Genomic DNA, 21,161 nt, shown 5'->3' with positions numbered 1-21,161 from the left:
GCTGGGGAGGCGCCGCGAGTCTTGCAACGCTTCGTTACAGCGACAGGACAACCCGGAGATTCGCCTGTGAGGTGGCCGGGAAGCGGGGGTTTTTAACGGTCGGGCGGTGGGGTCGGGCGCAGGCCGCCCGAAGTGCCTCGGCACGGATCAGGCGTAGCGATCGCGACCGTCCGGGAGCACAAACACCAACGAGCCTTCGTCACAGGCGCCGATGCGCTGGAAATTTTCTCTCGCCTCGCGCAGCGTCATGTGATTGGACCCGCTCCTTTGGTCCAACGGGGAGTTGCCTTCGTCTTCCCAGAAGCAGACGCGGCAGATCTCATAGTGGCCGCGTTGACCCAGGGAGCGATACCCGCAACACGGGCACGCGACCATTGGTTCGACCGGCCCGTCAACCGCCGCGTCGATGCCGAGAGCGGCGAGACGTCGGCTGAGATAGTCGTTGCGCACGCCGACATGACAATACCGAAGGGCGATCAGCAACAGCGGATCGAAGAGTCGAAGGCTCGGATCTGCAGGGGCGTCGGTGTCGAGCAGCGCCTGCTTCAGCTCGACGGGCAACCCGGCGAACTCCTCATCTTCCTCATCGATGGACCACCAGTTGAGCAGGTGAGACTCGCGGGCTGACGCGGTCAGCTCGGCAAGCTCATGCCGAGCCAGTAGATCGATCGCTTCGGAGCGGGTCATTCGGATTCCAAGGCGACGAGTTGCTGAAGATAGAGGCGCACCAGCGCCAGCGGAGACTTGTCTTCGATCCCGTTGTACCAGTCGTAATGGACCTCGACGCCCCCGGCATAGAACAGGTTGGCTTCGTCATTGTGCGGCTCCAACCAAGTGGGGACGGCGCTGCCATCGAAAAACGCCATGACCTCGGTGTCTGTCAGTTCCATTGCCACGTCCGCCACATCACCGACCTCGTCCATGTCGAGCAACGGAACGGATCGCAGGAATCCGATCATCGATCGACGCAGATCGTCGGTCGACGCGCTCGAAGCGTCGCGGTCGATGAAGTCGCAAAGGCGCTGGGCCGCCGTCCGCCGATCGGGTAGTCCGCCGCGCACGGCGCGCTCAAGGTCGACGCCGTCGCGCTCGCCAGCGTGGTCGCGCCACATCAACACCGGCGGAAGCAGTGCGTATCGGAGTACAGCGAGACGCAGGAGACCGACTGACGACACGTGTTGAACGGGGAGTTTCTCCAGCCCACGTCGCAGATGTTCAAGATCGGCTGAGCGCATGCCTTGCTCCGTGCATGCCCTCATGAGATCACGAGAGAACCGGAGCACTTCAGCGCGAAGCACTGCCACCTCGACGATGGCTGAACAGGCAACGTCCGCACCGCGCCGGTCCTCAATGCAGTCCAGCGTCACCGTGGTTGCGTTCTGCCGCTTCATGACGATCCAGTAGGGACCGTCCATGAATTGCAGCCTGGCGCTGGGTTGGCCGCCCTCGATCTCCTCGATCGCCGTCAGCCACCAGGCTGCAATCACGACCACGAAGTCGTTCCACTCCGCAACGGGGAACTGCGACCCAGGGTCAAAGTCGAAATGGACGACGCCGGTGATGGCGCCGCTTCCGCTCTGATGAAGGGTGGTGGAGTCGAAACGGACCTTCATGCCAACCAATCGAAATAAGACTGTGCGGCCTCCCAGAAATCGGGACGGAACACAGTTTCCTTGTCCAGCTTCAGCGCGACCCCGATGGCTCGCATCTCAACTCGGTCTTCGGCCTCCGGGGAGATTCGCTCTTCCATCAACGTGAGCACGAAGGACTCAAAGGCCATCTCGAGTTCGCCGACGTCGATGTAATGGTCCACGTGCGTGCGACCGTCGGCCGACAGTTTGTCGGCATAGCTTCGAAAGAGGAGCGCCACGCGCGCTGCGATATCTTCGTCGTCTTCCATGCGTTCACGTCTGGGGGAACCAGAGGCCTCGGATCAGGCACGACCCCATGTTCGGCAGCACATGAAGCGGATTCAATGTGGAGACGTCGACGTCCTCCGCGATCGATGCGATCTCCAGGGCACCATGCTCCTTGAACACGGTCGCTTCCAACAGCTTCAGCGCATCGTGATGGTCAAACGCCGAAATGCCGCACCCGATCCCCAAGGGGCTGAAGGCGGGGGGATTCCTGAAAACGACCCAAAATCTCTGGAGTTTCATGATTCGATCGGATCGACGGAACCGTCCTCGCTGAACGCGCTTGGATCAAACGCCTTTGGCCACGGCTCGATGTGGGCCACGAACTCCAGCTCAATCACATCTGGATAGACCAACGACGCCATCAGAGATCCGCCGTGCTCCAGATCGCGATGCGAGAAGTTCCAGTCCCGTTGCAAGGCGCCAATGGCCGATGGCAGTGGATCCGGAAAACGAATGGTGGCGAATGCTCCGCAGGTCGTCGAGCTTCGTTCGATGACAGTCGCTCGATGCGCCGTCGAGGCGATGGCCGCATCCAAGGCATCGGTGCCCGCGAAAAGCCTGCCGAGCGCGAACGTTTCTTCGTCCGTGAGCTGCATCAGATACCCTTCCCCTGAATTCTTTTATCCCGGGTCATGCTCAAGCGAGCACTGCCCGCTCTGGGAACCGGGAGATCAGCGCATCCAGACTCGTCAGGATCTCCTGCCTGCGCCGCTCATTCCAATCCAGCTCCAGCAGACATTCCGTGTCGATGCCGTGCCGATAGGAACCTTCGTTGGGATGCAATGCGTAGTCCAGGACGACGACCAACTTCCCGCCCTCCCGGTCGAATCGGAAAGCGAGTTCGTTCTCGATGAAGGAGATCGTCGCTCCGACTCCCGTCGTCAGCGCCGAGAACCAGTGTCGAAGCCTGACCAGTTCCCAGGTCAGCAGACACGCCGATGACGCGGTCCACGACGACGAATCGGTCTGAGCTCGAATTCGGACTTGAAGCCAGTTGGCATCGTATTTGTCGCTGGCCCGAGAAAACTCGTAGGTCAGGACATCCAAAGAAAACGAATTTCCTGTCGTCATGAATTCCGGCCCTGCCCTTACATGGAGAACACAATGGCGCGCCGAAACTCCTTCGCGCGATCCACAGTCTTCTGCGGTGGTGCGTTGCCCTTGACTCGTAAGAGATCTCGCCCCAGCGAGACGCTCACGTTCCTGGCAAACGTCGCAAGAAGAATTTCTCCACGCATCGAGTGCTCACCGTGTCCCGGAGCCGGCACCACATGACGGAAGAGCTCCGATGCCGAATATCGATCGTGCTGAAGCCAGTCGAAGTCGCTGCCGACGAGCCACCATTCTCCGTCTCGAACCATTGAACAGGTGCCTCCGCCCAACTCGATGACGTCAGCCATCAAGTAGGCAAGGAGGCCAATGGGCTCGACTTTGCCAGTCGGAAAAAACTTCTGCGGATGGGAACCTACCCAATCCACCGGATCAACGCTGACGATGTCCATAGGTCCTCCTCTGACCGGAACCACCTCGATTTGGCAGCCCCCTCACCGTCCTGATGATCCGGAACCGGGAAAGACCACCACGATGGTCGTCGCCTCAGCTTCCCCGCCTTCGACACGCGCATCCACGTCGAGGTGGTCGACCTCCGCAACACCGTCACGCACGGTGCGAAGCGTGAAGTGCACCCATCGTTCAAGCTCCGTGCCATCCAGCGACAAAACGATCTTGTTCTTGATGGACTGGACCGATGTGGAGCGGGCGCCAGCGGTCAAACGAAGCACACGGTCGCTGTCTGATTCGACCAGATCCAGGCTCTCGACCAACCCCTTGTCCAGGAGACAAAGACCGATGCAGAACTGATGGAGCGATCCGGCCAGCAGGCGCACCTTCAGTCCCGCCGGCATGAAGGTGCCGTCCTCGCCGCCAGTCAGCGAGCAAGTCCCTGCAAGTCTCCAATTCATCGTCCAGTTCCCTTCGGTCGACGCAAACATAGGCTCCCAAGCGCCGTCTGGAGAGATTATTGTTTCAAGTCCCGGGGGCGGCTGCGTCGCGATCCGGTCGTCCGCCAAACGCGCGACTATCGCCCGTCCATCCGTTTTCCCCCACCCGGCAACCGTCCCTTACACTCGCCGCGCAACGACAACGCTATCCCCTTCATGAAGAGCACCAAGTCCGCCCGCACGCCGCCCTCGAAGGTGACGCTGGGCATGGTCGCCGAAGTCAGCGGGGTCTCGCCGAGCACCGTCTCGCGCATCCTCAACGGCACCGCCGTCGTCAGCCAGGAGAAGAAGGACGCCGTCGACCGCGCGATCGCGGACCTCGGCTTCGTCCCGAATCCGATCGCCCGCGTGCTGGCCGGCGGACGCTCGCTGAGCGTCGGCGTGGTGACCCAGGCCATCGACAGCCCGTATTACGGCGTCGCCCTGCGCGGCATCGAGGAAGTCCTCGACGCCGCCGGGTATGTGCCGCTGTTCGCCAGCGGCCATTGGAACGCCAAGGAAGAACAGCGCTGCATCGACACGCTGCGCGCGCGCCGCGTTGACGGGATCATCGTGCTCACCGGCCGGCTCAGCGACGAGTCGCTGCGCAAGCTGGCGAAGGAACTGCCCGTCGTCGTCACCGGCCGGACGCTGAAGGCGCCCAGCCTGTATGCGCTGAACTTCAACGACTTCGAAGGCGCGCGGCTCGCGACGCATCACCTGCTCACGCAGGGTCACCGCAAGATCGCGTTCATCACCGGCGATCCGGTCCACCCCGATGCGCAGGAGCGTTTGAGGGGATACCGCGCGGCGTTGGAAGCGGCGGGGGTGAAATACAAGCCGGCGCTGGTGCTGCCCGGTCTGTTCCAGGAAGACAGCGGCGTGATGGCCGTCGAACGGCTGATCGACAGCCGCGAGCCGTTCACCGCGATCTTCGCGGCGAACGACCAGATGGCGTTCGGTGCGTCGTTGGCGCTGTATCGGCGCGGGCTGCGTGTGCCGGAGGACGTCTCCATCGTCGGCTTCGACGATCTGGCCGGCGCGGCGCATTGCATTCCGCCGCTGACGACCATCCACCAGGCGGGCCTCGAACTCGGTCGCTGCGCCGCGCAGGCGCTGCTGGATCTGCTGGGCAACAAGAATCCCACCGCGCAGCTTCCCGAGCCGCGGCTGATCATCCGGTCGTCGACGCGCTCGCTCTGATCGGGCCTCGGTACTGCCACCGCCGCTGGCCCTCACCCCTGCCCTCTCCCGCAAGCGGGAGAGGGAGTAAGAAGAGCGCCGGCCACCCTCCCTAGCGATAACCCTGGTACGGTCACACTCTCTCGTTCGTTATCATGAAAGCGCTTTCATAAACAGAACGACGACGGAGACAGACAGCATGCGGCAGTGGGCACGATGCCTATGGGCGATGGCATTGACCTTGGGCGTCGCCCAGGCAGGGTCAGGCGTTGCCGCTCAAACCTCCGCTTCCGCATCGACGCCCTCGACCACGTCAGCCGCTCCCTCGACGGCGCCCCCGACCGTCACCACCACGCTGACTGTCGCCGCCTTCCCCGCCATCGACGAGATCGTCCGCAGTGCCCTTCCCGCCTGGAAGGAGCTCCATCCCGACGTCGACGTGAAGATCGTGAGCCGCGAGCTCAACGACCACCACACCGCGATGACGACGGCGCTCTCCACCGCCAAGGGCCTGCCCGACGTGATGGCGCTGGAGATCGGCTATCTCGGCCGCTTCGCGCAGGGCACCGGCCTCGAAGACCTGTCCGGTCCGCCCTACAACCTGAGCGCCGACAAGTCGCGCTTCGTCGGTTACGCCTTCGACCAGGCCACCACGCCCAAGGGCGCCGTGCTCGCAGTCCCCACGGACATCGGCCCCGGCGCCCTGCTCTACCGCACCGACCTGCTCGCCAAGGCCGGACTCAAGGAGTCCGACCTGACCGGCAGCTGGGAGGGCTACGTCGCCGCCGGCGTGAAGATCAAGGCCGCCACCGGCGCCTACCTGATGGCCCACGCCCGCGACATGAAGGACATCCTCATCCGCACCGGCCTCGAGCCGGGCGAGGGCCTGTTCTTCGACAAGGATTCCCGCCCGCTGGTGAACACGCCGCGCTTCGTCCGCGCCTTCGAGCTCGCCCGCGCCGTGCGCCGCCAGCAGCTCGACGCCAAGGTCATCGCCTGGTCCTCCGACTGGTCCGAGGGCTTCAAGCGCGGCGGCATCGCCACGCAGATGTCGGGCGCCTGGCTGGCCGGCCACCTGAACACCTGGCTCGCCCCCAGCACCCGCGGCAAGTGGCGCTCGGCGCAGCTCCCCGAGGGCGCCTTCGCCGCCTACGGCGGCACCTTCTTCGCCATCGCCCGCCACGCCGACGCGTCCCGCAAGCCCATGGCCTACGAGTTCATCCGCTTCATGACGATGAACCGCACGCAGCAGCTCGCCGCCTTCAAGGCGCAGGACGCCTTCCCCGCCCTGATCGCCGCCCAGACCGATGCCTTCTACGATCTGCCGCTGCCCTTCCTCGGCGGCCAGCAGGCCCGCCGCGACTGGCGCGAGGCCGCCGACCACATCCGCGCCTACCCCGTGCACAAGCAGGACAACTTCGCCAAGGAAGTGATCGACACCGAACTCGACAAGGTGCTCGACCGCGGCAAGGACATCCCCACCGCCCTGGCCGACGCGCAGCGTCTGCTGCAGCTGCGCGCGCACCGCTGACCCGGGACCCATCGCCATGAGCTTCCGCCTTCCCCAAGCCCTGCGCCTGTCGCCGCGCTACGCCCCCTACGCACTGCTGGCGCCGTTCCTGCTGCTGTTCGTGGTCTTCGGGCTGTTCCCGCTGCTGTTCTCGCTCTACCTGGCCTTCCACAGCTGGGAACCGACCAGCGGCCTGGGCGCCATGCACTGGGTCGGCCTGGACAACTTCGCCTTCGCGCTCCAGGACGAATGGTTCTGGAAGTCGCTGCGCAACACCGGCTGGCTCGCGATCGCCTCGGGCGTGCCGCAGCACCTGGTCGCCATCCCGCTCGCCACCTTCCTGCACATCGCCTTCAAGCGCTGGCGCAATCCGATGGTCGGCGCCTACTTCCTGCCCTACATCACGTCCTCTGTCGCAATCGCGATCCTGTTCAGCTCGCTGTTCTCGACCGACTACGGCCTGATCAACCTCGCCATCGCCACCGTGCGCGAGATCCCGCTGATCGGCCACCTGATGCCGCAGGCCGCCGTCGACTGGCTCAACGACCCCGACGCGCTCAAGCCCGCCATCTCGATGATCGTGTTCTGGCGCTACGTCGGCTTCAACGTCGTGCTCTACCTGGCCGCGCTGCAGACCATCCCGCCCGACCTCTACGAGGCCGCGACCATGGACGGCGCCAGCCGCCTGCAGCAGTTCTTCCACATCACGCTGCCCAGCCTGCGGCCCATGATCTTCTTCGGCGTGACGCTGAGCGTCATCGGCGGGCTGCAGCTGTTCGAGGAACCCTTCATCCTCACCGGCGGCAAGGGCGGCTCCGACCAGGCCGGCATGAGCGCCGCCGTCTACCTCTACCGCAACGCGTTCGACTTCAACGACTTCGGCGCCGCCAGCGCGATGTCGTGGCTGCTGTTCTTCATCGTGGCCGGGCTGACCTGGCTCACCAACCGCGCCTTCCGGCGCAAGGACGACTGAGGCCCCCATGAACGTCACTCGGACACGACGGACCCCGCGGAGCCTCCGGACCCTGCCATGAGCACCACGATGCACGCCCCCCTCGACGCCGCCGCGCCGCACGCCGCGCAGCCGCCGCGCATGACGACCTGGTCGGCCTACCTGCTGGTCGGCGCCGGCGCGCTGATCATGCTGGCGCCGTTCTATTTCATGTTCGTCTTCGCGACGCACTCGCGCACCGAGATCTTCAGCCTGCCGCCGCCGATGTGGTTCGGCGACGACTTCCTGGCCAACGTCGACATCCTCACCAAGCGCCTGCCCTTCTGGCGCAACCTCGGCCTGAGCCTGTACGTCGGCATCTGCAACACCGGCCTGACGCTGCTGTTCTGCTCGATGGGCGGCTACGCCTTCGCGATGTACGAGTTCCGCTTCAAGAAGGCGCTGTTCGGCCTGGTCATGGGCACCATGCTGCTGCCCAGCTTCATGAACATGATCCCGAGCTTCATGATCATGGACCTGCTCGGCTGGATCGATCAGCCGCGCGCGCTCTACATCCCCGGCGCGGCCAGCGCCTTCGGCATCTTCCTGATGCGCCAGTTCATCGGCTCGGCCGTGCCGCGTGAGCTGGTCGAGGCCGCCCGCATGGACGGCTGCGGCGAGCTGGGCATCTACGCCCGCATCGTGCTGCCGCTGCTCAAGCCGGCGCTGGGCACGCTGGGGCTGATCACCTTCATCTCCTCCTGGAACAACTTCATCGGGCCGCTGGTCGTCATGCGCTCGCCCGACATGTACACGCTGCCGCTGGCGCTGCGATCGCTGCAGAGCCCGGTGGACACCGAATGGGGCGCGCTGATGGCCGGATCCGCCATCGCCACGCTGCCGTTGATCGTGCTCTTCGTCCTGTGCTCGCGGCAGCTCATCTCGGGCCTGACCGTCGGCGCGGTGAAGTGACACCCGACGCCCGCGCCCTCTCCTCCCACACCTAGAACAACACCCTCGATGTCATCTTCCACGCCTGTCTCCTCCGCCGCTTCGTCAGCGCTGCCCACGGCCGCCGCCAAGGACTTCCCCGCCGACTTCGTCTGGGGCGTCGCCACCAGCGCCTTCCAGATCGAAGGCGCGCACGACGCCGACGGCAAGGGCCCGTCGATCTGGGACACCTTCTGCCGCCAGCCCGGCGTGATCGCGGACGCCAGCAACGGCGACGTCGCCTGCGAGCACTACCAGCGCTGGGAAGAGGACCTGGACCTGATCAAGAGCCTGGGCGTCGACGCGTACCGCTTCTCGGTGTCCTGGCCGCGCGTGCAGCCGACCGGGCAAGGCGACTGGAACGAGGCCGGCCTCGCGTTCTACGAGAAGCTCGTGGACGGCATGCTCGCGCGCGGTCTCAAGCCCTACCTGACGCTGAACCACTGGGACCTGCCGCAGGCGCTGCAGGACATCGGCGGCTGGGGCAACCGCGTCACCACCGAACGCTTCGTCGAGTACGCCGTCGGCATCGCCAAGCGCCTGGGCGGCAAGGTCGCCTCCATCGCCACGCACAACGAGCCCTGGGTGGTTGCGCAGCTCGGCCACGAATCCGGCGTCTTCGCGCCCGGCATCAAGGACCGCCGCATCGCCGCGCAGGTCTCGCACCACCTGCTGCTGAGCCACGGCCTGGCGATCACCGCGATGCGCGCGCTCAAGCTGAAGGCCTCGCTCGGCATCGTGCTGAACATGGCGCCGATGTACCCGGCGACGGACTCCGACGCCGACCGCACCGCCGCGCGGCTCGAAGACGGCAAGCTGCGCCGCTGGTACATGGACCCGCTCTTCGAGGGCCGTTATCCGCAGGACGTGCTGGACTACCTCGGCCACGACGCGCCCTACGTCGAAGCCGGCGACATGGCCAAGATCCAGGTGCCCATCGACTTCGTCGGCATCAACTACTACTCGCGCGGCATGATCAGCGCCAACGGTCCGGTCGACAACAAGACCAGCGGGCTGGAACTGACCGACATGGGCTGGGAGGTCTACCCGCAGGGCCTGACCGACCTGCTGGTGTCGATCAAGCGCGACTACCCGGGTGCGAAGCGCCTGTACGTGACCGAGAACGGCGGCGCCTTCCCGGATCCGGTCGGCGCCGACGGCCGCGTGCACGACGCCGACCGCACCCGCTACCTCGACACGCACATCGCCGCCGTCGGGGACGCGCTCGCGCAGGGCGTGCCCATGGGCGGCTACATGGTGTGGAGCCTGCTGGACAACTTCGAATGGGCTTCGGGCTACGCCAAGCGCTTCGGCATCGTGCACGTCGACTACGCGACGCAGCGGCGCACGCCCAAGGACAGCGCGCTGGCCTACAAGGATTTCGTCGTGCAACAAGTGTCACAACGGCGCACCGCGCGCCAGGGCTGATCGGGAGACCGTCATGGGACAAGTCACGCTGCGCGGCATCCGCAAGCGCTACGGCGATCACGAGGTGATCCAGGGCATCGACCTCGACGTCCGGGACGGCGAGTTCATGGTCTTCGTCGGCCCCTCGGGCTGCGGCAAGAGCACGACGCTGCGCATGATCGCGGGCCTGGAGGAGATCTCCGGCGGCGACCTGCTGATCGACGGCAACCGCGCCAACGACCTGCGCCCCGCCGACCGCGGCGCGGCGATGGTGTTCCAGAGCTACGCGCTCTACCCGCACATGACGGTGGCGGAGAACATGGGCTTCGCGCTGAAGATGGCCGGCGTCGGCCGCTCCGAGCGCGACGAGCAGGTGCGCCGCACCGCCGAGATCCTGCGCATCACCGACCTGCTGCAGCGCACGCCCAAGCAGCTGTCCGGCGGCCAGCGCCAGCGCGTGGCCATCGGCCGCGCGATCGTGCGCAAGCCCAAGGTCTTCCTGTTCGACGAGCCGTTGTCCAACCTGGACGCCGCCCTGCGCGTGGACATGCGCATCGAGCTGACGCGGCTGCATCAGCAGCTCGGCACGACCATGATCTACGTCACCCACGACCAGGTCGAGGCGATGACCATGGGCGACCGCATCGCCGTGTTCAACAAGGGCCGCATCGAGCAGCTCGGCGCGCCGATGGACCTCTACCGCCGTCCGGCCAACGAGTTCGTCGCCAGCTTCCTGGGCGCGCCCAAGATCAACTTCATCGAGCGCCCGACGTCCAACGCGCCCGGCGCGGCGCGGCGGCTGTGGGACGCGCTCGGCGGCGCCGCGCGACCCGCGGCGAACCGGCTCGGCCTGCGGCCCGAGCACCTGCTTCTGGGGACAAGCGGCGACGAGAGCGCCGTGCCCGCCACGGTCGTGCTCGCCGAGCACCTGGGCGACACCTCGATCCTGCACCTGCGCGTCGACGGCATCGCCGACCTGCTCACCGCCAAGCTCCCCGCGGGCGCGGCGTCGCTGCATGACGGCGACACCGTCCGCCTGATCGCCGCCGCCGACCACGCACTGGCTTTCGACGCCGAGACGCGCGCGCTCGAACCGCGCGCCGCCGTCCCTGTCGCGGCCTGAGCCGCGCCCCCGTTCCGCAGTACCCCCCGCGCCCGTGTGTGGCGCGGAACCCCTCGCTAGGGAAAGTCAGTAGAGGGCCCTTGGCTGAAGCGGATAAATTCTGAAAGCGCTTTCAAAGTTACCGCCGAATACACGGATCCAGCTTGCCCTGCAGACAATCGGGCCCGCCATCGCATGGGGGTCATGGTCAAGACTGAGAGATAACAAGGAGACAAGATGAAGCACGTCCACCCCACCCGACAGCGGCAGGTCCGCGGCCTGCAACGTCAGCCCGTCGCGGCTGCCTGCGCCCTGTTGTTCTTCGCCGCTGCCGCTCACGCGCAGCAGGCCCCCGCGGCGCCTGAAGCGGCCGCCTCCGAAGCCCAGCGCAAGGCCGACGCGCAGATCGACACCGTCGTCGTCACCGGCATCCGCCAGTCGCTGGACACCTCGCTGAACCTCAAGCGCCAGCAACGCGGCGTGGTGGACGGCATCGTCGCCGAGGACATCGGCAAGTTCCCCGACACCAACCTGGCCGAGTCGATGCAGCGCATCTCGGGCGTGTCGATCGACCGCTCGCTGGGCGAGGGCTCCAAGGTCACCGTGCGCGGCGTCGGCCCCGACTTCAACCTGGTGCTGCTCAACGGCCGCCAGATGCCGTCGTCGTCGATCCTGGACACGGCGCCGTCGAACTCCCGCGCCTTCGACTTCGCCAACCTGGCGTCGGAATCGATCGGTGCGCTGGAGGTCTACAAGACCAGCCGCGCCAGCACGCCCACCGGCGGCATCGGCGCCACCATCAACATCAAGACCGCGCGCCCGCTGGACTCGAAGAAGACCGTGGCCAGCATCGGCGTCAAGGCGGTGCACGACGGCGGCAATTCGCGCCTGCCCGACAACCTCAAGGGCGACAGCGTGACGCCGGAAGTCTCCGGCATCTACAGCACGACCTTCGCCGACGGCATGTTCGGCATCGCCCTGTCGGGCAGCTTCCAGCGCCGCGACGCGGGCTACAACAACGCCGGCGTTCCCGGCGGCTGGCTGCCCTTCAAGGGCGACGAAGGTGGCTGGGGTTCGATCCCGCAGACCGGCCAGCCCGGCGGCCAGAACATCACGAACCGGCCCGGCGCGACCGACGTGTATTCGGTCCCGCAGAACATCAACTACAACATGAACGGCATCCGGCGCGACCGGACGAACGGTCAACTCACGCTGCAGTACGCGCCGACCAAGGACCTGACGGCGACGGTGGACTTCACCGGCTCGCAGAACAAGGTCCACACGCGCCGCAACGACTACTCGGCCTGGTTCAACTTCGGCGCCTCCAGCAGCTCGTGGACCAACGGCCCGGTCGCATCGCCCATCACCTACACCGAGACCATCGTGCCGGCCACGTCCGACCTGGCCATGGGCGGCGGCGACTTCGCGACGAAGAACACCAACAAGTCGGTCGGCCTGAACCTCGACTGGAAGGCCACCGACCGCCTGCGCTTCGAATTCGACGCGCACAAGTCCACGGCGACTTCCGGCGCGGACAGTCCCTGGGGATCGAACAACGTGATCGGCACCGCGAGCTTCAACCGCGGCACGACCACCGGCGACTTCTCGCAGGACATGCCGATCCTGATCATCGACGGCTCGCAGCCCGACGCGACGCGCCAGCTGGTGACGGGCTCGGCCTTCCGCAACGGCTACATGCGCTCCGAGGTGGACCAGCAGCAGGGCCGCGGCTCGTTCAAGCTGGACGACGCCTCCAAGGTGGACTTCGGCATCGGACAGACCAAGGTCAAGAACCGCTCCGCCTATTCCAACGTCCAGCTGGACACCTGGGGCGGCGCGACGAGCGCGGCGGACTACCCGGACAACATCTTCATCCCCGCCAACCTGCACGATTACTTCAGCCACATCGGCGGCGGCAACGATCCGCGACTGGCGGCCAACTTCTACACCTTCGACTTCGCGACGCTGCGCAACCTGGCCGCGGCGGCCGCGGACAAGGCGGATCCTTCCAAGGGCCTGTCGTCGAGCAAGTACCTGGCCAATCCGAACTGGGACGTGGACCGCCGCACGACGGAGAAGTCCACCAGCGCCTACGCCGAGTACACCCGCGAGTGGGAGCTGTGGGTGCCCATGAGCGCCACGCTGGGCATGCGCTACGAGAAGACCAAGGTGACCTCGACCGCGCTGGTCCCGATCATGACCGGCATCAGCTGGGGGTCCAACAACGAGCTGACGGTGCAGAAGGGCACGCCGGGCTTCACCACGCAGAGCGGCGACTACAAGTACTGGCTGCCCAGCATCGACTGGGATGCGGACATCACCGACAAGCTCAAGTTCCGCGCCAGCTACGGCACCTCGCTGGGCCGGCCGCTGTGGGACCAGATCCAGGGCGGACAGACGCTCAACGAGCTGGCGCGCCTGAACGGCGGCACCGGCTCCTCGGGCAACCCGGGCCTCAAGCCGCTGAAGGCCAAGAGCATCGACTTCTCGCTGGAGTACTACTACGCGAAGTCCAGCTACATCTCGGCCGGGTTCTTCCGCAAGAACATCTCGAACTACATCGGCACGACGCTGGTCAACGCCACGCCGTTCAACCTGCACACGCCGGTCGGCGGCAAGCTGTACACCGAGGCGTCAACGACCGGGGCCTGCGCCGGCGACATCACCTGCATCCGCAACTACATCCTGAACAAGTACAACGGGACCAACGGCGTGGTGCGGACCGGCTTCGACGACAACGGCAACGCGCAGGGCACGATCCAGGGCCAGCCCGACGATCCGGTCGCCAACTTCCAGATCACGGTGCCGGCCAACACGCACAACAACAGCCTGAGCGGCTACGAGTTGAACGTGCAGCACGCGTTCGGCCGGTCGGGCTTCGGCGTGCAGGCCAACTACACGCACGTGAAGTCGGGCCTGAAGTACGACCCGATGAGCTTCGACCAGCAGTACGCGCTGGTGGGCCTGAGCGACTCCGCCAACCTGGTGGGCTACTACGAGGATGCGCGCTTCAGCGTGCGCCTGGCCTTCAACTGGCGCGACAAGTTCCTGCAGGCGCTGAACGACGGCAACACGCTGGGTCGGTCCGCGCCGGTCTATGTCGAGCCGTACAAGCAGCTGGACCTGAGCGTGGGCTACAACTTCAGCGAGCGGCTCAGCTTCCAGGCCGAGGCGATCAACCTGACGGACGAGGTCTACCGCACCTACGGGCGGACCAAGTCCGAGACCTTGAACGTGACCTCGACCGGACGTCGCTACATGGTCGGCATGCGCTACAAGTTCTGATCGCCGCGGCGATGTGAGCTCCGGGCCGACTCCGACGGCCCTTCGCCCGGCGCGCGATGCCCTCACCGGCCCCGCGCGCCGGGCTGTTTTCAAGCCCAGGCTTTTCCCCTTTCCGGGCGGACCGCGTTCCGCCACCATCGCCCCATGACCTCAGTCCTCCTCAACAGCCGCGACCACGCCGCGATGCGCGTGGTCACCCGCCGAGGCACGGCCTACGGCGACGGCGCGATCCTGGCGCCGATCTTCCCCGCCGAGTTCCGCAACGCGCAGGCGCACTACCCGATCGTCTTCCGCGACGACGGCGCCGGTGGGCTGTATCCGGTGGCGCTCTTCGGCCTGGTCGAAGGCCGCAACCTGTTCCTCGCGCATGCGGGCTCCGAGACGGTCTGGGAGGCGCACTACCTGCCCTGGTCCCTCGAGCGGCAGCCCTTCATGATCGGCCGCTCGCCTTCGGCGGGTGCTCCGGGGGCTCCGGGGGCCGCCGGTGACGACTTGCAGCTCCACGTCGACCTCGCGCATCCGCGCGTGCGGCTGGCCGAGGACGACGATGCGGCGCTGTTCGACGAACACGGTCAGCCGACCGAGATGGTCGAACGGGCCGCCTCGCTGCTGCGCGCGATCCACGAAGGCATGCTGGCGCTGCCCGCCTTCATGGATGCGCTGCTGACGCACCGTCTGCTGGAGTCCTTCGTGCTGGACATCGAATCCGACCAGGGCGGCATCTCGCGCATCTCCGGCTTCCAGGCCATCCACGAGGAGCGTCTGGAAGCGCTGGACGCCGAGGCGCTGGGCGCGCTGCATCGCGCCGGCTTCCTTGAACCGGTCTACATGGCCGTCGCCTCGATGGCGCAGTTGCGCGGTCTCATCGAGCGGCATCGCCGCTCGGGCTCGTGAGGCCGCGCCGGTGACGACGACGAAGGCGATGACGTGAAATCGATCCGCGAGATCGTCGCGACGCCGGGCCGCCTGCCCGACGACCTGCTCGAACGGGCCGAGCCGGTCGTGCTGCGCGGCGTCGTCGCGCACTGGCCGATGGTCGAGGCGGCGCGCCGGTCCGACCGTGCGGCGGTCGACTATCTGCGCCAGTGTTGGCGCGACGAACCCGTCGCGATCATGACCGGCCCGCCGGAGATCGAGGGACGCTTCTTCTACAACGCGGACTTCAGCGGCTTCAACTTCGGCCGCCACGACGCCCCGCTGCCCGCGGTGATGGAAGCCCTGCTCGAGCTCAAGCGAGACCCGCGGCCGCCGTGTTTCTACGTCGGATCGACGAGCGTGGACACCTGCCTGCCCGGTTTCCGCGCGCACAACGACCTCGACGTCGGCCACCCCGATCCGCTGGTCAGCGTGTGGCTGGGCAATCGCAGCCGCATCGCGGCCCACTACGACCTGCCCGACAACATCGCCTGCGTGGTCGCCGGGCGGCGCCGATTCACGCTGTTCCCGCCGGAGCAGCTGCCCAACCTCTACGTCGGGCCGCTCGACTTCACGCCGGCCGGTCAGCCGGTGAGCCTGGTCGATCTGAAGCGACCCGATCTCGACCGCTACCCGCGCTTCTCCGAAGCGCTGGCCAACGGTCAGGAGGCCGTCCTCGAAGCCGGGGATGCCCTCTACATCCCCAGCATGTGGTGGCACCACGTGGAGGCGCTGGAAGGCTTCAACGTGCTGGTGAACTACTGGTGGCGCCAGTCGCCGGACCAGATGGACTCCCCGGTGGCGGCGCTGATGCTGGCGCTGCTGACGATGCGCGACCTGCCGCCGGCGCAGCGCCGCGCGTGGGAAGGGATCTTCGATCACTACGTGTTCCACGCCGACGGCGAGACCGCGGCCCACATTCCCCCGCCTGCGCGCCACGCGCTGGCGCCGCTGAGCGCCGACGGGGCGTTGCACCTGCGCGCCCACCTGATCAAACGCCTGCAACGCTGAGGAGCTCTCCATGAGCCAGCATTCCCCTTCGACCGACGCCCCTTCGACCGACCCCTCGCGCGCTCCGGTGCGCCGCGTCGTCATCGCCGGCGGCGGCACCGCCGGCTGGATGGTGGCCGCCTGCCTGTCCAAGACGCTGGGCAAAGGCCTGGACATCCGCCTGGTCGAATCCGACGAGATCGGGACGGTGGGCGTCGGCGAGGCCACCATCCCGACGCTGCTGACCTTCAACCATCTGCTGGGCATTCCGGAGCAGGAGTTCATGGCCGCGACGCAGGCCACCTTCAAGCTCGGCATCAAGTTCGAAGGCTGGCGCGATGTCGGCGAGGACTACATCCACTCCTTCGGCACCACCGGCACGGACCACTGGACGGCGGGTTTCCAGCACTTCTGGCGCAAGGGCCGGGAGCGCGGTCTGGCGACCGACTACGGCGACTACTGCCTGGAACTGCGCGCGGCGCAGGAGAACCGTTTCGCGCACCTGCCGCGGGCGGGCATGAACTACGCCTTCCACATCGACGCGACGCTGTACGGACGCTACCTGCGGCGCTTCAGCGAGGCGCTGGGGGTGGTGCGCGTCGAAGGCAAGATCGCCGAGGTGCTGCGGCACGGACCGGACGGCGACCTGCGCGCGCTGAAGCTGCAGGACGGCACGGAGATCGAGGGCGACCTGTTCATCGACTGCACGGGGATGCGCTCGCTGCTGCTGGGGCAGACGCTGGGGGTGGGCTACCAGGACTGGTCGGAATGGCTGCCGTGCGACAGCGCGATCGCGGTCCAGACCGCGGGCGTGCGCGAGGCGGTGCCGTACACGCGCTCGATCGCGCATCCCTGGGGCTGGCAGTGGCAGATCCCGCTGCAGCACCGTGTCGGCAACGGCGTGGTCTTCAGCAGCCGCTACACCGATGACGACACGGCCAGGGCGGCGCTGCTGGGCAACATCGAGGGCGAGGTGCTGACCGAGCCGCGGGTGATCCGTTTCAAGCCCGGTCAGCGGGACGTGGTGTGGAAGCGCAACGTGGTCGGCATCGGCCTGGCGAGCGGCTTCCTCGAACCGCTGGAGTCGACCAGCATCCACCTGATCCAGCGCAGCGCGATCCGGCTGATGCAGATGTTCCCCAAGGACGGCATCCGGCAGTCCGACGTGGACGAGTACAACGCGCAGATGGCGCACGAACTGGAGCACATCCGCGACTTCATCGTGCTGCACTACCACGTCACGAACCGCGTGGACTCGCCGATGTGGCGGGACATGCGGGCCATGGGCGTGCCGGCCTCGCTGCAGCATCGGCTGGACCTGTTCAGGGAGACGGGGCGCGTGTTTCGCGTGCCCAATGAGCTGTTCACCGAGAACTCGTGGATCCAGGTCATGCTGGGTCAGGGTCTGATGCCGGAGCAGCATCACCCGATCGCGGACCTCATGGACGATCGCGAACTGGGTGGCTTCCTCGGCGAGATGCGCGAGCGCATCGAGCAGACGGTGCGGCAGCTGCCGGGGCATCAGCAGTACGTGGCGCGGTATGCGCCGGCGGCGACGGGGCCGAAGGCGGCGATTCCAGCCTAGAGTTGCGATTAGTCAAGGAAAGGTGCGCGCGACGCGCCAAGCCTCGGTCACATCCGTTATTTCCTGGACTGGTCCGAACTATCATTTGCCCGTGGTCGCTTGGACCGTTAGCTCCGAGAGGAGTCGAAGAATGTCTTTTGATTCTGCTGACATTGCACGCTGGGAAGCTCGTGCTATCGCTTTCGGTGAGCGCTTGGCTGGCAACGATGCGCTACGCGCGTCCTTGGAGCAAAGTCAGGAAGCGTCCCGGAACGCCGTGGGTGGCACGGGTGGGACCAACTCGTCCGTCGCGTTGCTCGCTTCGCTGAACGACGACCCGTTTGAGTTCTCGAGAGCCTTCCAAGACGAATAACTCAAGGTCGCACCGACGAGAGCACGGGCTTCCCGTGCTTTTTTTTGGCCTGAACACATGATCCCAGTGAACCAAGTCGCCGCGGCAGTGGCCGCGCCTGCCCCATCGACGCCTGCTCAACTCTCGCCGAACCAGCAGAACTTCCTCATGCTGAAGAAGCTGGGGGTCGCCTTTCTAGATTGGAAGCCGCTCCCGCAGGACTTCGATGCTCTGTACAAGGGTCGCGACATCGACGACCCAGAGTTTGCCGGGGTGGGCGTGGGCCTCATGGACCTCTACCAAGCCGACGTGGAGTCCTTTTGTGACGTCATCGAGAACCCGACCAGCGAGTTCTTCTTGCTGCGCAACGCCGTGAAGCGGGTGGACGAGTATTGCAAGTATTTCGACGTCAAGCCCAACGGTCCGGATGTCCTGAAGTACGCATTGGCCTTCGGTTGCGCGCTGGAAAGGTATCTTGACATCACGGCCAGCGACCGATGATCGGAGCGCTCGTGCGCATGCGAACGATCCATATCCTGCGCGTGCTGGCCGGGCTCCACTGCCCTCGCAAAGCCGCCCCACCTCGGGTGATGTTCGACAAGATCCGCAAGGTCTGGCGTCACGGCGAAGAGGACAAGATGCTCGGCCTGCATGGGACGTACATGGTCTTCAAGACCTGGAGCCTGGCCTAGGTGTGAAGCGTCAGGCGTCCTCGCAGCGCCGCTTCGCCGTCGTCGCGGCGCCTGCCAACGTCCCCCTGTTCAGACCTGACACCGCGCGTGCGCTCAAGGCAAGCCGAACAGCCTGCGCGCATTCCCGTAGCGGATCTTCGCCTTCTCCTCGTCGGTGAGCTTCAGCCGGTCGAGCGCGGCGAGCGTCTGCGGCAACGTGAGCTGCGGGAAGTCCGATCCCAGCAGCAGATGGTCGATGCCGACGTTGCGCAGCGTCCAGACGAATTCGTCCGCGATAGGCGAGCCGGCGACGATGACGCTGGTCGCGGAGATGTCGAAGTAGATGTTGTCGCCGAAGAGTCCTTCGGCGGTGCGGGCGAGCGCGAGGATGTTCCAGAAGCGGAAGTTCAAGCCGCCGATGTGGGCGAAGATGAACTTCGTCTTCGACGCCTTGAGCGCGAGATTGAAGAGCTTCTCGCTGTCGCCGGGGAGGATGTTGGCGTTGTCCATCAGCACGATGACGTTGAGCTCGCCGGCGCGCTTCACGAGCGCCAGCACGCGCGGGTCGTCCGGATCGAAGCGCTGCGTGTGCGGATGGATCTTCAGCACCTTCACGCCGAGCTTCGCGACGCGCGCCAGTTCGGTCAGCGCGGCGTCGCCGTCGTAGGGATGCACGGTGGCGATGGGCAGCAGCTCGGGATGCTGCTTCGCGAGCGCGACCACGCTGTCGTTGCCAACGCGGATCCTGTCGGGATCGCCGACCAAAGCCTGGTTCGGTCCACCAAACCACATGGCCGCCAGGCCGTCTCCAGAAGACCGTCCAGCGGACTTCAACTGCTGCTGGTACTCCCGCAGCGAGGTCTCGCCGTTCCACAGATGGACGTGGGAGTCGAACACCTTGTCCTGCGCATGCGCCAAGGGCGCGAACAGCAAGGCACTCAGGACGATCAAGGGCAGCAGGCGCATGAGGTCTCCGAACACTGAGGGGTGCCCGTCGATTGTGCGTGTCTCCGGACGCCTTATGCTTCACCACACCGGAGGACCCATGCCAGCTCACAACGATCCGACATCCGATGATTTCGTCTGCGTCGCGACGCTGGACTCACCGACCGAAGCCCACCTGCTGAAGGGCGTGCTGGAAGCGGTCCACCTCACGCCGCATCTCGCGGACGAGCACATGGTGCGGAACTATTCGCTGCTGTCGCCGGCGCTCGGCGGCGTACGTGTGCTGGTGCCTGCCTCGGAAGTCGCGGCCGCGCACAGGGCCCTCGCGGAGTTCGAGGCCGGGGCTTACCAGCTTGACGACGATCAAGACGACGATCTCGGCCCCAAGGGCTGATGCAGCGCTATGCGCTCCAACTGCGGCGACGAAGAGGTCTGCATCGGTGAGCGGGCACTGCGCGGGGTGCGGGTCGCTTCATGCGGATGAACTCGCGGCCCCTGAAACAAAACGGGCTGCCCCAAGGCAGCCCGTTGTGAGGCGAGCAGGACCGGCGACGCCGGTCCATGCCCGGGCGCTCAGCGCGACTTGCGACGCGTCGAGAAGCCGAGGCCCATCAGCGCGATGGCGGCCAGGGCCAGCGACGTCGGCTCCGGGATCTTGGCGTCGATGACGCTGTCCAGGAAACGCAGGGTGGGCGCCGCGGCCTGGTCACCCCAGTCGTAGCCGGCCACCCACACGGTGCCGCGGCCGTAGGAGCCGCCGACCAGCGCCGTGGCGCCGTTGGAGCCACGCGTGCCGTAGACCGTGCCGCGGCCCAGGCTCAGGAAGTCCTGGAAGAACTCGGTCGAGCCGCTGTCCGAGTAGGACGTCAGACCCAGCGCAATGCCGGCGGCGGTCATGCTGATCGTGTCTCCGTTGCGATACGAGCTGTAGTTGTCTCGCGCAACGCCGCCCAGCAGGCTCATGCCGTACTGCGCCGACGACCATTCGGTGATCAGCTTGCCGCCGTTGAACACGAAATTGGCGATGTCTGCATTGACGGGCGCGCCGCGGCCCAGCAGCAGCACGTCCACGGTGCTGAGGCTGGCGGCGTTCAGGCTGCCCAGCGACACGACGGTGTTGCCCAGGGCATTCAGCCCCGTGACGCCGTTCACCCCATAGGTGCCGACTGCGGCGGCCTGGGCACCGACAGCGGCCAAGGTCAGGGCGGCCGTGACGGCCATCTTCTTGAAAGTCTTCGACATGGAACGGATCCTCATCCTCGTTTGATTGCCCCCTGCTTCAGCGAGATGCGTGCCATGCGCCGAAAGCTGAATGGTGTCAATCACTTAGAAGCCGTTATAGGGGACAAACTGTCGCCAGCTGTAAGTTCGGCCGACACGCCCGTCCCGGGGATTGCCCGCGCCGTTCGTGAAATCCGC

At 66.2% G+C, this 21,161-nt stretch carries 23 protein-coding genes; 13 read left to right on the top strand and 10 right to left on the bottom strand.

All coding sequences use genetic code 11. The features are described 5' to 3' along the window. Positions 1 to 147: 147 nt before the first annotated feature. Genes ACQZ13_RS06150 through ACQZ13_RS06115 form a run of 8 tightly spaced genes read right to left on the bottom strand, consistent with a single transcriptional unit; the run spans position 148 to position 3,910 of the window. A complete protein-coding gene (locus tag ACQZ13_RS06150) occupies positions 148 to 687 on the bottom strand; it encodes a CPCC family cysteine-rich protein (RefSeq protein ID WP_431050330.1) in 540 nt (179 codons plus the stop codon). Beyond that, a complete protein-coding gene (locus ACQZ13_RS06145) occupies positions 684 to 1,613 on the bottom strand; it encodes a hypothetical protein (protein ID WP_431050329.1) in 930 nt (309 codons plus the stop codon). The genes ACQZ13_RS06150 and ACQZ13_RS06145 overlap by 4 nt, the downstream gene beginning before the upstream one ends. After that, complete coding sequence (locus ACQZ13_RS06140) at positions 1,610 to 1,900, bottom strand: hypothetical protein (RefSeq protein ID WP_431050328.1); 291 nt, start codon at positions 1,898 to 1,900, stop codon at positions 1,610 to 1,612. Before ACQZ13_RS06140 ends, ACQZ13_RS06145 begins: the two co-directional genes overlap by 4 nt. Positions 1,901 to 1,904: 4 nt before the next feature. Beyond that, positions 1,905 to 2,159: a hypothetical protein gene (locus ACQZ13_RS06135; protein ID WP_431050327.1), complete on the bottom strand. Its 255-nt coding sequence runs from the start codon at positions 2,157 to 2,159 to the stop codon at positions 1,905 to 1,907. Further along, a complete protein-coding gene (locus ACQZ13_RS06130; RefSeq protein WP_088408515.1) occupies positions 2,156 to 2,515 on the bottom strand; it encodes a hypothetical protein in 360 nt (119 codons plus the stop codon). Before ACQZ13_RS06130 ends, ACQZ13_RS06135 begins: the two co-directional genes overlap by 4 nt. Positions 2,516 to 2,555: 40 nt before the next feature. Continuing rightward, a complete protein-coding gene (locus ACQZ13_RS06125; protein ID WP_431050326.1) occupies positions 2,556 to 2,990 on the bottom strand; it encodes a WapI family immunity protein in 435 nt (144 codons plus the stop codon). Between the two features lie 17 nt (positions 2,991 to 3,007). After that, a complete protein-coding gene (locus ACQZ13_RS06120) occupies positions 3,008 to 3,421 on the bottom strand; it encodes a hypothetical protein (RefSeq protein WP_431050325.1) in 414 nt (137 codons plus the stop codon). Between the two features lie 42 nt (positions 3,422 to 3,463). Continuing rightward, complete coding sequence (locus tag ACQZ13_RS06115) at positions 3,464 to 3,910, bottom strand: hypothetical protein (RefSeq protein WP_431050324.1); 447 nt, start codon at positions 3,908 to 3,910, stop codon at positions 3,464 to 3,466. A 165-nt stretch (positions 3,911 to 4,075) separates the two neighbouring features. On the opposite strand from ACQZ13_RS06115, the gene ACQZ13_RS06110 reads away from it, so the two are divergent. From ACQZ13_RS06110 to ACQZ13_RS06055, 12 genes are all read left to right on the top strand, one after another. Next, positions 4,076 to 5,101, top strand: coding sequence for a LacI family DNA-binding transcriptional regulator (locus ACQZ13_RS06110; RefSeq protein ID WP_431050323.1), 1,026 nt, complete (start codon positions 4,076 to 4,078; stop codon positions 5,099 to 5,101). Positions 5,102 to 5,309: 208 nt separating this feature from the next. Beyond that, entirely contained in the window at positions 5,310 to 6,611 is a 1,302-nt protein-coding gene (locus tag ACQZ13_RS06105) for an extracellular solute-binding protein (protein ID WP_431050322.1), read from the top strand. 16 nt (positions 6,612 to 6,627) lie between these two features. Next, positions 6,628 to 7,563 (top strand): carbohydrate ABC transporter permease, encoded by a 936-nt coding sequence (locus tag ACQZ13_RS06100; protein WP_431050321.1) that lies wholly within the window; start codon positions 6,628 to 6,630, stop codon positions 7,561 to 7,563. Positions 7,564 to 7,620: 57 nt separating this feature from the next. Then, positions 7,621 to 8,493, top strand: a complete 873-nt coding sequence (locus tag ACQZ13_RS06095; protein ID WP_431050320.1) for a carbohydrate ABC transporter permease — start codon at positions 7,621 to 7,623, stop codon at positions 8,491 to 8,493. A gap of 48 nt (positions 8,494 to 8,541) precedes the next feature. Further along, complete coding sequence (locus ACQZ13_RS06090) at positions 8,542 to 9,939, top strand: GH1 family beta-glucosidase (RefSeq protein WP_431050319.1); 1,398 nt, start codon at positions 8,542 to 8,544, stop codon at positions 9,937 to 9,939. A gap of 13 nt (positions 9,940 to 9,952) precedes the next feature. Further along, entirely contained in the window at positions 9,953 to 11,041 is a 1,089-nt protein-coding gene (locus tag ACQZ13_RS06085; protein ID WP_431050318.1) for an ABC transporter ATP-binding protein, read from the top strand. Between the two features lie 216 nt (positions 11,042 to 11,257). Next, positions 11,258 to 14,305 carry a TonB-dependent receptor gene (locus tag ACQZ13_RS06080; protein ID WP_431050317.1) on the top strand — a complete coding sequence of 1,016 codons (3,048 nt, stop codon included), beginning with the start codon at positions 11,258 to 11,260 and terminating at the stop codon, positions 14,303 to 14,305. Between the two features lie 144 nt (positions 14,306 to 14,449). Next, complete coding sequence (locus ACQZ13_RS06075) at positions 14,450 to 15,199, top strand: SapC family protein (RefSeq protein WP_431050316.1); 750 nt, start codon at positions 14,450 to 14,452, stop codon at positions 15,197 to 15,199. A gap of 33 nt (positions 15,200 to 15,232) precedes the next feature. Continuing rightward, positions 15,233 to 16,231: a cupin-like domain-containing protein gene (locus tag ACQZ13_RS06070; protein WP_431050315.1), complete on the top strand. Its 999-nt coding sequence runs from the start codon at positions 15,233 to 15,235 to the stop codon at positions 16,229 to 16,231. 10 nt (positions 16,232 to 16,241) lie between these two features. Continuing rightward, positions 16,242 to 17,795: a tryptophan halogenase family protein gene (locus tag ACQZ13_RS06065; protein WP_431050314.1), complete on the top strand. Its 1,554-nt coding sequence runs from the start codon at positions 16,242 to 16,244 to the stop codon at positions 17,793 to 17,795. 499 nt (positions 17,796 to 18,294) lie between these two features. Then, positions 18,295 to 18,627, top strand: coding sequence for a hypothetical protein (locus ACQZ13_RS06060; protein WP_431050313.1), 333 nt, complete (start codon positions 18,295 to 18,297; stop codon positions 18,625 to 18,627). Positions 18,628 to 18,644: 17 nt separating this feature from the next. Continuing rightward, a complete protein-coding gene (locus ACQZ13_RS06055) occupies positions 18,645 to 18,818 on the top strand; it encodes a hypothetical protein (protein WP_431050312.1) in 174 nt (57 codons plus the stop codon). Between the two features lie 93 nt (positions 18,819 to 18,911). Here the strand turns inward: ACQZ13_RS06055 and ACQZ13_RS06050 are convergent, their stop codons facing one another. Continuing rightward, positions 18,912 to 19,763 carry an amidohydrolase family protein gene (locus tag ACQZ13_RS06050; RefSeq protein ID WP_431050311.1) on the bottom strand — a complete coding sequence of 284 codons (852 nt, stop codon included), beginning with the start codon at positions 19,761 to 19,763 and terminating at the stop codon, positions 18,912 to 18,914. Positions 19,764 to 19,842: 79 nt separating this feature from the next. Between ACQZ13_RS06050 and ACQZ13_RS06045 the strand changes: the two genes are divergently transcribed. After that, a complete protein-coding gene (locus ACQZ13_RS06045) occupies positions 19,843 to 20,136 on the top strand; it encodes a DUF2007 domain-containing protein (RefSeq protein WP_431050310.1) in 294 nt (97 codons plus the stop codon). 179 nt (positions 20,137 to 20,315) lie between these two features. On the opposite strand, the gene ACQZ13_RS06040 is transcribed toward ACQZ13_RS06045, so the two are convergent. Beyond that, the gene (locus ACQZ13_RS06040) at positions 20,316 to 20,984 is read right to left on the bottom strand and encodes a PEP-CTERM sorting domain-containing protein (RefSeq protein WP_431050309.1); all 669 of its coding nucleotides are present in this window, start codon (positions 20,982 to 20,984) and stop codon (positions 20,316 to 20,318) included. Between the last annotated feature and the right edge of the window lie 177 nt (positions 20,985 to 21,161).

Origin of the sequence: Roseateles sp. L2-2, from assembly GCF_050613215.1 — a bacterium.
Taxonomy (GTDB): domain Bacteria; phylum Pseudomonadota; class Gammaproteobacteria; order Burkholderiales; family Burkholderiaceae_C; genus Roseateles; species Roseateles noduli.
The sequence above is the reverse complement of the archived record's forward strand: the minus strand, read 5'-3'. Positions and strand labels throughout refer to the sequence as shown.

Coding starts and splice junctions, on each gene's coding strand:
- ACQZ13_RS06150 (WP_431050330.1), bottom strand. CDS start 687: ATGACCCGCTCCGAAGCGATCGATCTACTGGCTCGGCATGAGCTTGCC.
- ACQZ13_RS06145 (WP_431050329.1), bottom strand. CDS start 1,613: ATGAAGGTCCGTTTCGACTCCACCACCCTTCATCAGAGCGGAAGCGGC.
- ACQZ13_RS06140 (WP_431050328.1), bottom strand. CDS start 1,900: ATGGAAGACGACGAAGATATCGCAGCGCGCGTGGCGCTCCTCTTTCGA.
- ACQZ13_RS06135 (WP_431050327.1), bottom strand. CDS start 2,159: ATGAAACTCCAGAGATTTTGGGTCGTTTTCAGGAATCCCCCCGCCTTC.
- ACQZ13_RS06130 (WP_088408515.1), bottom strand. CDS start 2,515: ATGCAGCTCACGGACGAAGAAACGTTCGCGCTCGGCAGGCTTTTCGCG.
- ACQZ13_RS06125 (WP_431050326.1), bottom strand. CDS start 2,990: ATGACGACAGGAAATTCGTTTTCTTTGGATGTCCTGACCTACGAGTTT.
- ACQZ13_RS06120 (WP_431050325.1), bottom strand. CDS start 3,421: ATGGACATCGTCAGCGTTGATCCGGTGGATTGGGTAGGTTCCCATCCG.
- ACQZ13_RS06115 (WP_431050324.1), bottom strand. CDS start 3,910: ATGTTTGCGTCGACCGAAGGGAACTGGACGATGAATTGGAGACTTGCA.
- ACQZ13_RS06110 (WP_431050323.1), top strand. CDS start 4,076: ATGAAGAGCACCAAGTCCGCCCGCACGCCGCCCTCGAAGGTGACGCTG.
- ACQZ13_RS06105 (WP_431050322.1), top strand. CDS start 5,310: ATGGCATTGACCTTGGGCGTCGCCCAGGCAGGGTCAGGCGTTGCCGCT.
- ACQZ13_RS06100 (WP_431050321.1), top strand. CDS start 6,628: ATGAGCTTCCGCCTTCCCCAAGCCCTGCGCCTGTCGCCGCGCTACGCC.
- ACQZ13_RS06095 (WP_431050320.1), top strand. CDS start 7,621: ATGAGCACCACGATGCACGCCCCCCTCGACGCCGCCGCGCCGCACGCC.
- ACQZ13_RS06090 (WP_431050319.1), top strand. CDS start 8,542: ATGTCATCTTCCACGCCTGTCTCCTCCGCCGCTTCGTCAGCGCTGCCC.
- ACQZ13_RS06085 (WP_431050318.1), top strand. CDS start 9,953: ATGGGACAAGTCACGCTGCGCGGCATCCGCAAGCGCTACGGCGATCAC.
- ACQZ13_RS06080 (WP_431050317.1), top strand. CDS start 11,258: ATGAAGCACGTCCACCCCACCCGACAGCGGCAGGTCCGCGGCCTGCAA.
- ACQZ13_RS06075 (WP_431050316.1), top strand. CDS start 14,450: ATGACCTCAGTCCTCCTCAACAGCCGCGACCACGCCGCGATGCGCGTG.
- ACQZ13_RS06065 (WP_431050314.1), top strand. CDS start 16,242: ATGAGCCAGCATTCCCCTTCGACCGACGCCCCTTCGACCGACCCCTCG.
- ACQZ13_RS06060 (WP_431050313.1), top strand. CDS start 18,295: ATGCTGAAGAAGCTGGGGGTCGCCTTTCTAGATTGGAAGCCGCTCCCG.
- ACQZ13_RS06055 (WP_431050312.1), top strand. CDS start 18,645: ATGCGAACGATCCATATCCTGCGCGTGCTGGCCGGGCTCCACTGCCCT.
- ACQZ13_RS06050 (WP_431050311.1), bottom strand. CDS start 19,763: ATGCGCCTGCTGCCCTTGATCGTCCTGAGTGCCTTGCTGTTCGCGCCC.
- ACQZ13_RS06045 (WP_431050310.1), top strand. CDS start 19,843: ATGCCAGCTCACAACGATCCGACATCCGATGATTTCGTCTGCGTCGCG.
- ACQZ13_RS06040 (WP_431050309.1), bottom strand. CDS start 20,984: ATGTCGAAGACTTTCAAGAAGATGGCCGTCACGGCCGCCCTGACCTTG.